Genomic DNA, 14,155 nt, shown 5'->3' with positions numbered 1-14,155 from the left:
GCGGACGTCTACGTTCCGGTGACGATCCGGACCGTCCAGGCGCCCGACGGTGTCCGGTCGGCGACCTCGACCCTGGAGTGCGCGCCGGGGATGCTGTACGTCTCGCCGACCCGCAGCGGGGCGTCCGCGAGCGGCGCGTAGACGGACCGGTCCCAGCAGGCGTCGGAGCGGGGGTGGGTGTCGATGACCTCGACCGGGCCGGCTCCGGACGGGGTTCCGTTGCGCACCCGGTAGAGCAGGACGCCCTCGGTGCAGGTCGTCCGGTCGTTGCCGGTGGCGCCGCGGGCCTCGACGGCCACGGCGCTGCCCTCACCGGTCCTGATCACCGCGAGCCGGGTGCCGAGGGAGGATCCGGGCGAGGGCGCGGCGGCCATCGGCTCCAGGGTGATGTCCCGGCTGCGCTGGACACAGACCACCTGTCTGCGATCCAGCCAGCCCAGCTTCCACTTGTGCCAGCCGAAGAAGTCCGGCGCGAGACCGAACTGGCTGCCCATCACGTCCCAGTCGCCTACGTAGGTGTCCCAGTCGCCCTTGCCGTCGGACGGCCGGTGGTAGAGGTCCGGCAGGTCGAAGACGTGCCCGGTCTCGTGGGCCAGCACGTTGTGGTCGGGCGGGTGCTGTTCGAAGACGGTGACGACTCGCCGGATCTCCGCGCCGTCGGCGTGCAGCGGCTGGTCGAAGTTGACGACCTTGGTGGCGTCGGAGTCGACCCCCGGGGCGTCCGGATCGGCGACCAGGTAGACGATGTCGAACCGGGAGAAATCGACCTTCGGGTCGGCCACGGCGATGGCATCGCGCAGATAGGCGCTGCGCCGTTCGTTGTTCCAGTCGCGCCGTATGCCGTACCACTGGGACGCCTTGGGCATCTGGATCCACTGCTGCAGCGGGTGCGGGCGCAGGGTGAACTTCCCGTACGAGGCGCGCTGGAAGAACCGGCTGGTGGCGGGGAAGTAGTCGGCGGTCAGCTCCCGGGGGGTGACGGTGGGGTGGTGGTCCGGGAAGGAGAGGAAGATCATGACCGCGTCGAGGGAGTGGACGGGCCGGGGGTAGGCGTCGTTCCAGTCCCCCACACCGAGCGAGTGGTGGACCTCGGTACGGGGCAGCGCGCACGGACCCGCCTCGCCGGTGGCGGCCACGGCCGGTCCGGCGACGAGGGAGGTGGCCGCGAGCGCCATCAGAGAGGTCGCCGCCGCGGCCACACCGCGCAGGCTCGGCCTCTCGACTCTCCCGGCTCCGTGCTGGCGCGGCACATCCACCTCCGGGTGCGAGCTGCGGTCACCCACTCACCCTGTGACGGTTTCGAGGCTTTCGTCCTGTTGGACTGCCCCAGTCGAGTCAGCAGCCGTCCAAGACGTTCACCCTCACGGACAGTCACAATCAATCACAGGGGCGTCGTGAGAGAACGGAACCGCTCAGAAACGATCACCCAGGGGCAAAGCAGATCGGTGCGGGACTGGCCCATGCGGGGCGAACGCGGGGCTCGGAGGGGTCGGGCGCTGGAACGGCCGACGTGCCAGCCTCTATGCTTCACCAGGCTTTCCCGCGTGGTTTCCGCCTTCCACAAGCGGCACTCCGCGCGGCGGGCCAGTCCGGCCACACCTGTTCAGGACAGAACTGCACGGCGGGAGCGAACGGTGAGCGGTACCTCCGAAGGACCCAGGTCCGCGGCGGTCGGATCCCCCCACTCCACAGGACCGACGGTCACGGAGCGTCACGCCCCGCGGCCTCCTGCCGGAGCCCGGGGATCCGAGCCGCACGGCTATCGGGCCGCCTTCCGGGCCGCCACGCTCCCGATGGCCGTCGTCGACCACGAGGGCCTGGTCGTCGCCGCCAACGACGCGCTCGGCGGCCTCCTCGGCCTCTCCGCCACGGCACTCACCACGCAGTCGGCGGCCGACCTGCTCGACCTCGTGGCGGACGGCCGTACCTGGCACGCGTACCGCGAGGTGCTGCACGGCCGGCGTTCGCGGTTCCGCTGCACCCGCAGGTTCAAGCACCCCGACGGACGCTCGCTGTGGGCCGAGATCACCGTCGTGCCCATGCCCGAACCGGAGGCCGGCCGGGCCGACGCCCCGCGGCACGGCCCCGGCCGGGTCCTGCTCTCCGTCGCGGACGTCAGCGACCGGCGCGAGCTGCAGAAGCGGCTGCGCCACCTCCAGATGCACGACCCGGTGACCCGGCTGCCCAACCGGGCGCTGTTCTTCGAACGGCTCTCGGCCGTCCTGGAGACCCCGCCGTACCGGGACGGCACTGCCACCGGACAGGGCCGGATCGGGCTCTGCTACCTCGATCTCGACGGCTTCAAGGCCGTCAACGACACGATGGGCCACCGGATCGGCGACCGGCTGCTCACCGCGGTCGCCGCGCGGCTCACCGACTGCGCGGCCCAGGACCGCCCGCACCGTCCCGGCGCCCATCTCGTGGCACGCCTGGGCGGCGACGAGTTCGCGATCCTGGTCGAGGACTCCGCCGGTACGCAGCAACTCACCGAGCTGGCCCGCACGGTGCTGGCCGCTCTGCAGAAGCCCTTCGACCTGGGCGGGCAGCGGGTCTCCGTCTCGGCCTCGATCGGGGTGGTGGAACGGGCCGTGGCCGACACCTCGGCCACCGGTCTGATGCAGGCCGCCGACACCACGCTGTACTGGGCGAAGGCGGACGGCAAGGCCCGCTGGACGGTCTTCGACCCGGAGCGCAACGCCCACCGGATGACCCGGCAGACGCTCTCCTCCAATCTGCGGCCGGCCGTCGAGCGCGGCGAGTTCACCATCGAGTACCAGCCGCTCGTCGGCATGGCCGACGGCGTCGTACGCGGGGTGGAGGCCCTGGTCCGCTGGAACCACCCCCAGTTCGGCCTGCTCTCGCCGAATCGGTTCGTCGCGATCGCCGAGGAGGACGGCTCGATCGTCCAGCTCGGCCGCTGGGTCCTGCGGTCCGCGTGCCGCCAGGCCCGGCGCTGGCAGCTCGACCACCCGGCCGAACCGCCGCTGTTCATCAGCGTCAACGTCGCCGTGCGGCAGGTCTGGGACTCCGACCTGGTCACCGATGTCGCGGAGATCCTCGCCGAGACCGGCCTCGATCCCGCGCTGCTCCAGCTGGAGCTGACCGAGTCGGCGGTGATGGGCTCGGCCGGCCGCCCGCTCCAGGCCCTCCAGTCGCTCAGCGACATGGGCGTGCGGATCGCCATCGACGACTTCGGGACCGGCTACTCGAACCTCGCCTACCTGAGCCGGCTGCCGGTCTCCGTACTGAAGCTGGACGGTTCGTTCGTCCGCGGCTTCCGCTACGACGACGGCGACCGCTCCAGCCCCGCCGACGAGACGATCGTCGAGGCGATGGTGCACCTGGCGCACCGCCTGGGCCTGACCGTCACCGCGGAGTGCGTGGAGACGGCGGGACAGGCCGAACGGCTGCGCAGGATCGGCTGCGACACCGGGCAGGGCTGGCTGTACTCACGCGCGGTGGCCCCGGAGCGGATCGCCGAACTGATCGGCAGCCGGAAGCTGAAGGTCTGAACCCCGGTGTCCCGTCCCCCGCGGGGCCGGGACACCGGCGGCCCGGATCAGGCCGTCGGCAGCCCGTACGCGTCGGCGATCAGTTCGTAGCTGCGCAGCCGGGCCTCGCCGCCGTGGGCGTTGGCGGTGATCATCAGCTCGTCGGCGCCGGTGCGCTTGGCCAGGGCGTCGAGGCCCGAACGCACCTCGTCCGCCGTGCCGTGGACGATGTTGACCAGCCAGTTGTCGACGAACTCGCGCTCCATGGGGCTGAAGGCGTACGCCTCCGCCTCCTCGGGCGTCGGGACCAGGCCGGGGCGGCCGGTGCGCAGGCGGACCATGGACAGGGCGCCGGAGAGCACCTGGCGGCGGGCCTCGCGCTCGTCGTCGGCGGCCAGGGCCGAGACGCCGATCAGCGCGTACGGGGCGTCGAGCACCGCCGACGGCCGGAACGACTCCCGGTACAGGTCGAGGGCCGGCACCGTGTTCTGGGCCGAGAAGTGGTGAGCGAAGGCGAACGGCAGGCCGAGCACTCCGGCCAGCCGCGCGCTGAAGCCGGAGGAGCCGAGCAGCCAGACCGGCGGGCGGGCCGCCGACTGGACGCCGCCCTCGGCCGTGGCCTGGACGGGGCCGGGAACCGCGTGGATACGGGCGTAGGGGTGGCCGTCGGGGAAGTCGTCGTCCAGGAACCGGGTCAGCTCGGCGAGCTGCTGCGGGAAGTCGTCGGCCCCCTCGTCGAGGCGGTCCGCGCGGCGCAGGGCCGCCGCCGTCGCGCCGTCGGTGCCGGGGGCGCGTCCGAGGCCGAGGTCGATGCGGCCGGGGGCCATGGCCTCAAGGGTGCCGAACTGCTCGGCGATGACGAGGGGGGCGTGGTTGGGCAGCATCACACCGCCGGAGCCGAGCCTGATGCGCTGGGTGTGTGCGGCGAGGTGGGCCAGGATCACGGCCGGCGAGGAGGAGGCGACACCCGGCATCGAGTGGTGTTCGGCGACCCAGTAGCGGTGGAATCCGCGACGCTCGGCGAGCTGTGCGATGTCCACGCCGGTGCGCAGCGCCTGGGTGGCGGTGCGGCCCTGGCCCACGGTCACCAGGTCCAGCACGGAGAGCGGAACGGTGGCCGTCCCCTCCGCCTTGCCTCGGATCTCGTCGGCTCGAATCTCGTCCACGTCCTGGCCCTCTCCGGTGATGCGCCTGCGTCCGGCTCGTACGTCCGCCCGTACGTCCGGACACGCACAACAGGAGGTGGTCTCCGTTTATTCCTCCCACCAGCCCGGCCGGACCTGCTTTCCGGGCCGCCCCTTCCTGCCGCTCCGTGCCCATTCCCGGCCCTCGCCCCATCGGGCGACCGGGGCCGGGGGCGCCTCGCGCTCGGCGAAGATCTTGCCGAGCCGCGGGGACCAGGTCCGGCGGTCCGCCAGCCGCAGCCCCTCCCGGACCGCCACCTGGTTCCCGGTGAGGACCGGCTTGCCGAGGAGTTCCTCCAGCTCCGCCACGTGCGAGGCGGTGTGCAGGGCCGTGTCGGGCAGCAGCATCACCTCCGCCTCCGGGCGGTCCGCGGCCCGGACGAGTTCCTCCACCTCGTCCAGGCCCCAGGAGGCGGCCTCGGCGGCGGAGGTGAGCGCCGCGGCGTGGGTGGCGGCCACCTCGATGCCCGCGGAGTGCAGGAAGGCGGTGAACAGCGTGGCGATGTGCTCGGGGTAGGTCGCGGCCACGGCGACGCGGGCGGCGCCCAGCTCCCGTACCGCGTGCACGAAGCCGAACGAGGTGCTGGAAGCGGGCACGCCGGCCGCCCGTGCCAGGGCGGCGATCTGTTCGTGGGCGCCCTCCCAGCCGTACAGGAAGCTGCCGCTGCTGCTCGTCCAGACGACGGACTCGACACCGGCGCGCTGGAGCTCCGCCACCCCGGCGGCCAGCCGTTCGGGCGCTCCGGTGCGCATCAGCATGTCGGTCGTGTAGGTGTCCTCGTCGGCGTCGGTGTGGTTCACGACCAGCCTGACTGCGTCGAGCAGGACCTCCATCCGCGGGAAGTCGTCCTCCGCGAAGTGATGGCCCGGGTAGAGAAATCCGAGGGTCGTCATGTCCACCCTTCCTGTCCCTGCGAGTGCCCGCTTTCCCCCACCTCTCCCCAGTATTCCCCCATACGTCGCCACCCCCACCGCGACCTGTTGACGAAGGCGGGCGCGGGTGCGAGCGTGGTCGGGTCGCACAACTCAGACGCAGCGGAGCGACCGCCTCTCATGCCAGAGCCCACCCTGCTCGTCCTGGACACCGACCCGTCGCCCCGCCTCGGCCGGCTGACCGGCCGGGCCACCGTCCGGTACACGGACGGGGCCGGACTCGCCGCGCGGCTCCCGGAGGCCGACGTGCTGCTGGTGTGGGACTTCACCTCCGACGCGGTACGGGCCGCCTGGCCCGGCGACGGACCGCGCCCGGCGTGGGTGCACACGGCGAGCGCGGGCGTGGACCGGCTGCTCTGCCCGGAGCTGGCGGCCTCGGACACGGTCGTGACCAACGCGCGGGGCATCTTCGAGCGGCCCGTCGCCGAATACGTGGCGGGCCTGGTGCTGGCGTTCGCCAAGGACCTCCCCGGCACGCTGGAGCTCCAGCGCCGACGGCTGTGGCGCCACCGCGAGAGCACGGAGCTGGCGGGCGGCCGCGCGGTGGTCGTCGGCGCGGGCCCGATCGGACGGGAGATCACCCGGCTGCTGATCGCCCTCGGGGTCGAAGTGGCGCTCGTGGGGCGCAGGGCGCGGCGCACCATCCACGGGGTGGCGGATCTGGACCGGCTGGCCGCCATGGCCGACTGGGTGATCTGCGCGGCGCCGCTGACCGGCTCGACCCGTTCGATGTTCGACGCGCGGTTCTTCGGGCTGATGCAGCCCTCGGCCCGTTTCATCAATGTGGGGCGCGGCCCGTTGGTCGTCGAGGCCGATCTGGCGGCCGCACTGCGCAAGCGCTGGATCGCGGGCGCGGCACTCGACGTGTTCGAGCAGGAGCCGCTGGGGCCGCGCAGCCCGCTCTGGGACGTACCGGACCTGATCGTGTCGCCGCACATGAGCGGCGACACGGCGGGCTGGCGCGACCGGCTGGGCGAGCAGTTCGTGGAGATGTTCGAACTCTGGGCGGCCGGAGAACCGTTGCCGAACGTGGTGGACAAGCAGCGCGGATACGTCCCTGTCCGGGACCGGAGCGAGTAACCCCGACGGGCCGGGGGCGGCGGCCACTTCGCCCCCCATGACGGGCATCCGCACCTGACGCCCCGCCACAAGGCGTCTCGTGCCGGGGAATACGCGCTGCGCCACCGCCGTCGCACTCCACCCGCAATCGGACACGGGAAGGTCACCTTCCGGCCACCGTTCGATCACAGGCGGCCGCTTCCTGCATAGACGTACGGGATCGGGCAGGCGCTCCCCCTGTCCGGACTGTTCGATCCCTCCAGGAGATTGCGAACCATGGCTGACTTCCCGAACCTGTCCCGCCGGGGCTTTCTCAACCGATCGGCGGCCGTGGGCGGCCTGCTCGTCGTTCCCGGTCTGCTCTCCGCGTGCAGCAAGACCGACGCCGGTTCCGCGGACGGTGCGGGGGCGCTCGACAAGCTCCGCAAGCAGGGCTTCGTCCGGGTCGCGTACGCCAACGAGGCCCCGTACGGATATCTGGAGGGCAAGACGCTCAAGGGCGAGGCGCCCACGCTCCACCGGGAGATCTTCAAGGCGCTCGGTGTCGACGAGCTGAAGCCCACGCTCTCCGAGTGGGACGGCCTGATTCCCGGGTTGCAGGCGGGCAAGTACGACGTGGTCAGCGCCGGCATGGCGATCACGCCGGAGCGCTGCGCCAACGCCCTCTTCTCCGAGCCCGAGTTCGTCTCGCCCACCGCGCTGATGGTGCGGAAGGGCAACCCGAAGAAGGTCACCGACCTGGCGTCGGCGAAGGCCGCCGGGATCACCGTCGGGGTGATGTCGGGTGCCGTCGAGGGCTCGTACGCCGAGGGCGCCGGCATCGCGAAGGACCGGATCAAGTCGTTGCAGAAGCCGCAGGACGGCGCCGACGCGGTCAAGGGCGGCCGGATCGACGCGTTCCTGCTCACCGGCATCTCGCTGCGCTGGCTGGCGAAGACCAACCCCGGCACCGAGGTCACCGACGCCTTCGTGCCGGAGCTCGGCGGCACGAAGCAGTACAGCCCCGGCGGCGCCGTCTTCCGCAAGGGCAACGAGGATCTGCGCGACGCCTTCAACCGCGAGCTGAAGAAGATCGTCTCGGACCGGTCGCGCTATGTGGGCCTGCTCCAGGAGTACGGCTTCGGGGCCACCGAGCTCCCGCCGGCCACCCTGAAGACGGCCGATCTGTGCAAGGGCTGACGGGGACGGAACGCACCGCATGAGTGATTTCTTCTCCGCCTTCCTCGACGATCTGCCGCAATTGCGCGCGGGACTGTGGGTGACCCTCCAGGCCACCGTCCTCGGCGCGCTGCTCGCCCTGCTCCTGTCGTTCGTCCTCGGCCTGATGTCGGTCAGCCGGCTGCTGGTGGCGCGCGCGGTGTCCCGCGTGGTCGTGGAGTTCTTCCGCGGCACCTCGCTCTACATCCAGCTGTTCTGGCTCTACTACGCGATGCCGCCGCTGACGGGGTACGAGCTGACGCCGCTGCTCTGCGGCGTCGTCGCCTTCGGTCTCAACTACGGTGCGTACGGCGCCGAGGTGGTGCGCGGGGCGGTCAACTCCGTGCCGCGTGCCCAGTACGAGGCGGCCGTCGCGCTCAACATGACGCCGCTGCACCGGATGCGGAAGGTGATCCTTCCGCAGGCCTGGGTGCAGATGATCCCGCCCTTCACCAATCTGCTGATCCAGCTGCTGAAGTGCACCCCGCTGCTGTGGCTGATCTCCGCGGCCGACCTGATGACCGTGATCCAGCAGCTGCGCGACCGCACCGGTGAGACGCTCACCGCATACACGACCCTGCTGGTCGTCTACTTCGTCCTGGCCTACGCGCTGACCCTGCTGATGAACCTGCTGGAGCGGAGCGCCAAGCGGCGGCTCGGCCTGGCGACCGGTGCGGGCTCGCTGCTGCGCAGCCGCAGCGCCACGGAGGCCGTCGCGTCGGCGGCCGGCGGTGGTGCCCGGTGAACGGCTTCGACTGGAACGCCGCCGGGGACGCGCTTCCCCTGGTGCTCAGGGGTTTCGAGGTCACCCTGCTCGCGACCGTGCTCGGCACGCTCGTCGCCGCGGTGCTCGGGCTCGCCGTCGCGGTCGCCGGACGGGCCCCGAGCAGGTTCGTCACGGTGCCGGTGCGGGTCCTGATGGAGTTCGTCCGGTCCACCCCGCTGCTCGTCCAACTGGTAGGCGCGGCCGCCCTGTTCACCTCGGTGGAGCCGCTCACCATCGGCATCGCGGTGCTGGGCGTCCACTACGCCGCGTACACCTCCGAGGTGTACCGCGCCGGAATCGACGGTGTGCCGAAGGGCCAGTGGGAGGCCTGCCGGGCGCTCTCGCTCACCCCGCGCCGGACCTGGCAGGCCGTGATCCTGCCGCAGGCGGTGCGCAAGGTGCTGCCCGCCCTCGGCAACTACGCGGTCTCGATGTTCAAGGAGACCCCCTTCCTCGCCGTGATCACAGTGCAGGAGATGGTCTTCGAGGCCCGCAAGTACGGTGCCGACCACTTCGCGTACACCGAGGCATTCACGCTCGCCGGACTGGTCTTCCTGGTCGCGAGCTACCCCACGTCGCTGCTGATGAGAAAGCTGGAGAAGCGCCTTGGCCACTGAACCCCTCCCCTTGCAGAAGACGGCGGCCGCGGGCCCCGAGGGCTCCGTCGCGGTCGCGGCCACCGCGGCGGCCGGCCCCCCGCTGATCCGCTTCGACGACGTCGTGAAGCGGTACGGCGACCATGTCGTCCTGGACCGGCTGGGCTTCTCCGTGCGGCGCGGCGAACACGTCACCCTGATCGGGCCCAGCGGCTCGGGCAAGACCACCATCCTGCGGCTGCTGATGACCCTCGAAAGGGTCAGCGACGGGGTCATCTGGGTGGACGGCGACCCGCTGTCCCACACCAGGGCGCCCGACGGCTCACTGAGGCCGGCGACGGAGAGGCATCTGCGCGAGGCCCGGAAGAAGATCGGCATGGTCTTCCAGCAGTTCAACCTCTTCCCTCATATGCGGGTGCTGCAGAACATCACCGAGGCCCCGGTCAGCGTGCTGGGCATGGACCGCGACGAGGCGGAGGCCCGCGCCCGCGAACTGCTCGAACTGGTTGGACTCTCGGGGAAGATCGACGCACATCCCTCCCAGCTCTCCGGAGGCCAGCAGCAGCGGGTGGCGATCGCCCGCGCGCTGGCGATGCGGCCGGAGATCCTGCTGCTGGACGAGGTGACGTCCGCGCTCGACCCGGAGTTGGTCGCGGGAGTGCTGGAGTTGCTGAGCGACATCGCCAGGAACACCGACATCACCATGCTCTGCGTGACCCACGAGATGAATTTCGCCCGCGACGTCTCGGAGACGGTACTGATGTTCGACTCCGGACGTGTGATCGAGTCCGGTTCACCGGAAAAAATCTTCTCCGATCCCGAACATGAACGCACGCGCGAATTCCTCACCGCGGTGCTGTGACCTCGCCACTCGTCGCATGTCCATGACTCTGGCATATGCCAGACGGATGCGCCCCAGCTGACGGAGCCGGGGCGCATCGGCATCTCGCCAACAGCCGCCCCGCGCCGGTCCCTTGGCGGCTATCGTGAAGGCAGAGCTTGCGGTCACAACCTGGCAGGGGGAAACCGTGGCGTTGAAGCCCGAACCGACCGCACCGTTCCTTTCGGTGCAGTACGCCCTTCGCGTCCTCGAAACGGTCTCCGGACACGGCAGCGGCGTGACGGACACCCAGATCTCCCGGGAGACGGGAGTGCCCGTCGGGCATCTCACCTCCCTGCTGCTGACGCTGCGCCGCGAGGGGTACGTCGAGCAGATCACCGACGGCGCGTACGTCATCGGGTCCTCGCTGCTGCTCCTCGGTTCCGGCGCGGCCCGCAGGCAGGCCCTGGAGGCCAGGCTCCAGCAGTCGCTGGCGCAGCTGCGTGATTCGGTCGGCGCGGCGGTCTACATCAGCCGGTACGTGGACGGCGAGATCCGGGTCACGCAGTACGCCGACGGTCCCCGCACCCCCGCGGTCAACGAGTGGGTGGACTTCCGCTCCTCCGCACACGCCTCGGCGGTCGGCAAGTGCCTGCTGGCCCAACTCGACCAGAACGGGCGCCGCGACCACCTCTCGCGCCACAAGACGGCCCGGCTCACCTCGCGGACGATCACCAACGAGAAGGTGCTCTTCTCCAAGCTGGACAGTCAGCCGGCGACCGTCCCGGTGCTCGACCTCCAGGAGTACGCGGTCGGCACCGTGTGCGCGGCGGTGCCGCTGACGGCCGGATCGTCGGCGGGATGCCTGGCCCTGTCCCTGCCGATCGAGGACGCGCATCGTCTGCGCGCGGCGGCGGACACCCTAAACCGACGGGCGGCGCCGGTGCTGCTGTCGCTGGCGCTCTAGAAGCGGGGATCCGGCGGGACCCGTACGCACCTGATCGATCCAGCCGGATACGCCCCCTTTCATCCCTCTTTGGTCCGGGTGTCATCGGCACCCCTCAGGACCGGGTATTATTTTCGAGTCAGCAGGCGCCGCTAGCTCAGTTGGTTAGAGCAGCTGACTCTTAATCAGCGGGTCCGGGGTTCGAGTCCCTGGCGGCGCACAGACAACGCACTGGGCGGTTCACGTACACACGTGAACCGCCCAGTGCGTTTTTTGCTGCCCCGCGAGATGTACGAACGTTTTACACAGTCGTACTAGACAAGTGTTTTACACGCTCGTACATTTCCAGGCATGACGAACGCCAAGCACACCGCCGCCGAGCGCGGCCCCCTCGCCGGCCGCCGGGAATGGACCGCCTTCGTGGTCCTCCTGCTGCCCCTTCTCCTCGTCTCGATGGACGTCTCCGTCCTCTTCTTCGCGATCCCGTCCATCGACCGGGATCTCGCCCCCAGCGCCACCCAGCAGCTCTGGATCTTCGATGTGTACGCCTTCGCCCTGGCCGGCCTGCTCATCACGATGGGCTCGCTCGGCGACCGGATCGGCCGCCGCAAGCTGCTGCTTCTCGGCGCGTTCGCGTTCAGTGCCGCGTCCGTCGCCGCCGCGTACGCCACCAGCCCCGAGATGCTGATCGCGGCCCGCGCCCTGCTCGGGATCGGCGGGGCGACGCTGATGCCCTCGACGATGGGGCTCGTACGGAACATGTTCCGCGACGAGCGCCAGCGCGGCCGGGCCGTCGGTATCTGGTCGGGTGCCATGGCCGGCGGGATCGCGCTCGGCTCGGTGCTCAGCGGGGTCATGCTGGAGCACTTCTGGTGGGGCTCGGTCTTTCTGATCAACGTGCCGGCCATGGTGCTGCTGCTGGTCCTGGTGCCGGTGCTGGTACCGGAGTTCAAGGACCCGAACCCCGGCCGGTTCGACCTCCTGAGCGTGCCGCTGTCGATGGGGGCCGTGCTGCCCGTCGTCTACGGGGTCAAGGAGAGTGCCGCCCACGGGCTCGATGTGCGCAACGCGCTGATCATCGCCGCCGGTCTGCTCATCGGCTGGTTCTTCGTCCGCCGCCAGCGCGGCCACGGCGACGCGATGATCAGCCGGGAACTGTTCCGCAACAGCGGCTTCGCGGCCGGGATCGGGCTGAACGCGCTGGCCGCGTTCGCCATGATGGGATCCTCGTTCTTCACCACGCAGTATCTGCAGTCGGTGCTCGGCATGGGCACGATGGAAGCCGCGTTGTGGAGCATGGCCCCGTCACTGGCGGTGGGCGCCGCCGCCCCGACGGCCACGGCGATCGCCCAGCGGACCGACCGCACACGCGTCATCTGCGCCGGTTTCGTGATCGCCGCCGCCGGTTTCGCCGTCCTCGCCCTGACCGGCACGGACTCGCTGTGGCTGCTGCTCGGCGGTTGCGCCGTGATGAGCTGCGGCATCGTCACGGTGATGGCGCTCGTCTCGGACCTGGCACTGTCCACCGCCCCGCCGGAGAAGGCGAGTTCGGCGGCCTCGCTGCTGGAGACCGGGCAGGAGTTCGGCGGTGCGCTGGGGATGGCCCTGCTGGGTGCGGTCGCCACGGCCGTCTACACCGCCGACATGCCGGGCTCCGCTCCCGAGGACGCCCGTAAGACGCTGGCGGGCGCGGTGGCCACGGGGGACGATTCGCTGATCTCGGTCGGGAGGGATGCCTTCGTGCACAGCATGCAGTACGCCTCGGTGGCGGGGGCCGCGCTGCTGCTGGTGGGTGCGGTGCTGGCCGTGACGCTGCTGCGGCGGCGGTCCGCGGTGGCGGACCGGGACGAACTGGCCCTGACGAGCTGATGACCCGCGTCAGGAGTTCCCCGGCGATTCGGGGGTGAGTGGTCCCTGCCGCCGTTCCTGCTGCTGACCGCGGGCTTCGGTCTCGCCCCCGGCCGCGGTGGCGGCGTACCGCGTCGCGGTTGGCGCACCGCTGGGAGCAGTAGCGCTGCCGCCCGGTGCGGGAGGTGTCGGCGCGGCATCGACGACCTTCTCCCACGCGTCCAGTGCGTCCTGGGTACGGTCGAGGTCCTGCGGCGTGACCGGGCACTCCAGCAGGTGACCGGGCCGCCGGACCTGCGGCCCGGTCGGGTCCGCCGCAGGGTCGGCGGCCCGGTCGTCCGGTGGCGGCGTTACGGTCGGGGCTTGTCCGCGAACACCCACCGGTTGCCCGCCAGCGCGTCGTTCGGCTCGGGCATCGGGCCGCGTCCGTGGTGGCGGGTGAAGTCGAAGGGGGTCCGAACCGACGTGGACCAGCCCTTGCTCGCCAGATCACCGGCGGAGTCGGGCCGCGGCTCCCGGTCGAACAGGTTGAGCAGGTCGATGCCGATCTGGTGGGTCGTCGAGGTGTAGAGCGGGCTGTCGCGGTATTCCAGCAAGTCCTTGTCGAGCTTGACCTCGAACGCCAGAGCGCTTCCTCCCGTGCTCAGCCGGTCCACCATGTCGATGAGGTTCGTCTCGGCGGCGGCGGACAGGTAGAACAGCAGCCCCTCGGCGAGCCAGACGCTCGGTGCGTCCGGGTCGAAGCCGGCGTCGGCCAGCGCTCCGACCCAGTCGGCGCGCAGATCGACCGGGACGGGGACGCGCGCCGCGTTCGGGGTGGCCGACAGTCCGTCGAGCACCTTGTGCTTGAACGCCAGCACGCCTTCCCTGTCGATCTCGTAGAACACGCAGCCGGGGGGCCAGTCGAGCCGGAACGCCCGCGTATCCAACCCCGCCCCGAGCAGGACCACTTGCCGGGCTCTGCCGGTGTGCACCGACCGGAGGAGGAAGTCGTCGAGGACCCTCGTCCGCAGACCGAAGTAGCGCGCGAACCGCCCCCACAGCGGATTCGTGTCCCCGTCCGGAACCTGTTGCAGGCGGACCGGCCAGCCGGCGGACGCCGGTGCGGCGAGCACGAAGTGCTCCGCATAGGCATCCCGTGCCAGGGCGTCGTGGCGGTGGGTCTCGATCGCCCGTGCCGCGGCGACCAGGAGGGCGGTCAGGCCGACACCTCCTTCCACGCCTTCCACACCGGTGCTCCGAGGCGCTGTACCGACCACATGTCCTCCCTTGGACGAGTTGGGACCACGAACAGCAAGGAATACGAACGATGGAT

The 14,155-nt window shown here is 70.9% G+C and carries 12 protein-coding genes, 1 tRNA gene and 1 pseudogene; 9 read left to right on the top strand and 5 right to left on the bottom strand.

Going from position 1 to position 14,155, the window contains the following annotated elements:
* Nucleotides 1–8: 8 nt before the first annotated feature.
* A complete protein-coding gene (locus ACFVT1_RS25580; protein ID WP_389799713.1) occupies nucleotides 9–1,175 on the bottom strand; it encodes a M6 family metalloprotease domain-containing protein in 1,167 nt (388 codons plus the stop codon).
* A gap of 459 nt (nucleotides 1,176–1,634) precedes the next feature.
* Here ACFVT1_RS25580 and ACFVT1_RS25575 point away from each other — a divergent pair, with 459 nt between their 5' ends.
* Complete coding sequence (locus tag ACFVT1_RS25575) at nucleotides 1,635–3,512, top strand: putative bifunctional diguanylate cyclase/phosphodiesterase (RefSeq protein WP_389799451.1); 1,878 nt, start codon at nucleotides 1,635–1,637, stop codon at nucleotides 3,510–3,512.
* Nucleotides 3,513–3,559: 47 nt separating this feature from the next.
* Here ACFVT1_RS25575 and ACFVT1_RS25570 read toward each other — a convergent pair whose 3' ends face one another.
* Nucleotides 3,560–4,657 carry an LLM class flavin-dependent oxidoreductase gene (locus ACFVT1_RS25570; protein WP_389799448.1) on the bottom strand — a complete coding sequence of 366 codons (1,098 nt, stop codon included), beginning with the start codon at nucleotides 4,655–4,657 and terminating at the stop codon, nucleotides 3,560–3,562.
* Between the two features lie 87 nt (nucleotides 4,658–4,744).
* Nucleotides 4,745–5,569 carry a decarboxylase gene (locus ACFVT1_RS25565; protein WP_389799446.1) on the bottom strand — a complete coding sequence of 275 codons (825 nt, stop codon included), beginning with the start codon at nucleotides 5,567–5,569 and terminating at the stop codon, nucleotides 4,745–4,747.
* A gap of 159 nt (nucleotides 5,570–5,728) precedes the next feature.
* Here ACFVT1_RS25565 and ACFVT1_RS25560 point away from each other — a divergent pair, with 159 nt between their 5' ends.
* From ACFVT1_RS25560 to ACFVT1_RS25525, 8 genes are all read left to right on the top strand, one after another.
* On the top strand, nucleotides 5,729–6,688 hold the full coding sequence (locus ACFVT1_RS25560) for a D-2-hydroxyacid dehydrogenase (RefSeq protein WP_389799444.1): 960 nt from the start codon (nucleotides 5,729–5,731) through the stop codon (nucleotides 6,686–6,688).
* Between the two features lie 255 nt (nucleotides 6,689–6,943).
* The gene (ehuB, locus tag ACFVT1_RS25555; RefSeq protein WP_389799442.1) at nucleotides 6,944–7,846 is read left to right on the top strand and encodes an ectoine/hydroxyectoine ABC transporter substrate-binding protein EhuB; all 903 of its coding nucleotides are present in this window, start codon (nucleotides 6,944–6,946) and stop codon (nucleotides 7,844–7,846) included.
* 19 nt (nucleotides 7,847–7,865) lie between these two features.
* Nucleotides 7,866–8,609, top strand: a complete 744-nt coding sequence (gene ehuC / locus ACFVT1_RS25550) for an ectoine/hydroxyectoine ABC transporter permease subunit EhuC (protein ID WP_389799440.1) — start codon at nucleotides 7,866–7,868, stop codon at nucleotides 8,607–8,609.
* A complete protein-coding gene (gene ehuD, locus ACFVT1_RS25545; protein WP_389799438.1) occupies nucleotides 8,606–9,247 on the top strand; it encodes an ectoine/hydroxyectoine ABC transporter permease subunit EhuD in 642 nt (213 codons plus the stop codon). The genes ehuC and ehuD overlap by 4 nt, the downstream gene beginning before the upstream one ends.
* Nucleotides 9,237–10,088 (top strand): ectoine/hydroxyectoine ABC transporter ATP-binding protein EhuA, encoded by an 852-nt coding sequence (ehuA, locus tag ACFVT1_RS25540; RefSeq protein ID WP_389799437.1) that lies wholly within the window; start codon nucleotides 9,237–9,239, stop codon nucleotides 10,086–10,088. The genes ehuD and ehuA overlap by 11 nt, the downstream gene beginning before the upstream one ends.
* A gap of 166 nt (nucleotides 10,089–10,254) precedes the next feature.
* On the top strand, nucleotides 10,255–11,013 hold the full coding sequence (locus tag ACFVT1_RS25535) for an IclR family transcriptional regulator C-terminal domain-containing protein (protein ID WP_362212260.1): 759 nt from the start codon (nucleotides 10,255–10,257) through the stop codon (nucleotides 11,011–11,013).
* Nucleotides 11,014–11,138: 125 nt separating this feature from the next.
* Nucleotides 11,139–11,212: transfer RNA gene (locus ACFVT1_RS25530), tRNA-Lys, on the top strand.
* Between the two features lie 131 nt (nucleotides 11,213–11,343).
* Nucleotides 11,344–12,861, top strand: a complete 1,518-nt coding sequence (locus tag ACFVT1_RS25525) for an MFS transporter (RefSeq protein WP_389799433.1) — start codon at nucleotides 11,344–11,346, stop codon at nucleotides 12,859–12,861.
* Between the two features lie 100 nt (nucleotides 12,862–12,961).
* Here ACFVT1_RS25525 and ACFVT1_RS25520 read toward each other — a convergent pair.
* Together ACFVT1_RS25520 and ACFVT1_RS25515 are read right to left on the bottom strand one after the other, a co-directional pair.
* Nucleotides 12,962–13,057: pseudogene (locus ACFVT1_RS25520) on the bottom strand (CGNR zinc finger domain-containing protein); the annotation flags it as partial.
* Nucleotides 13,058–13,190: 133 nt separating this feature from the next.
* Nucleotides 13,191–14,099 (bottom strand): class I SAM-dependent methyltransferase, encoded by a 909-nt coding sequence (locus tag ACFVT1_RS25515; protein ID WP_389799431.1) that lies wholly within the window; start codon nucleotides 14,097–14,099, stop codon nucleotides 13,191–13,193.
* Nucleotides 14,100–14,155 lie beyond the last annotated feature (56 nt).

Source organism: Streptomyces sp. NPDC057963, from assembly GCF_042887155.1.
Classification (GTDB): Bacteria; Actinomycetota; Actinomycetes; order Streptomycetales; family Streptomycetaceae; genus Streptomyces.
Note: the sequence above shows the minus strand (reverse complement) of the source record. Positions and strands in the feature narration are given on the sequence as shown.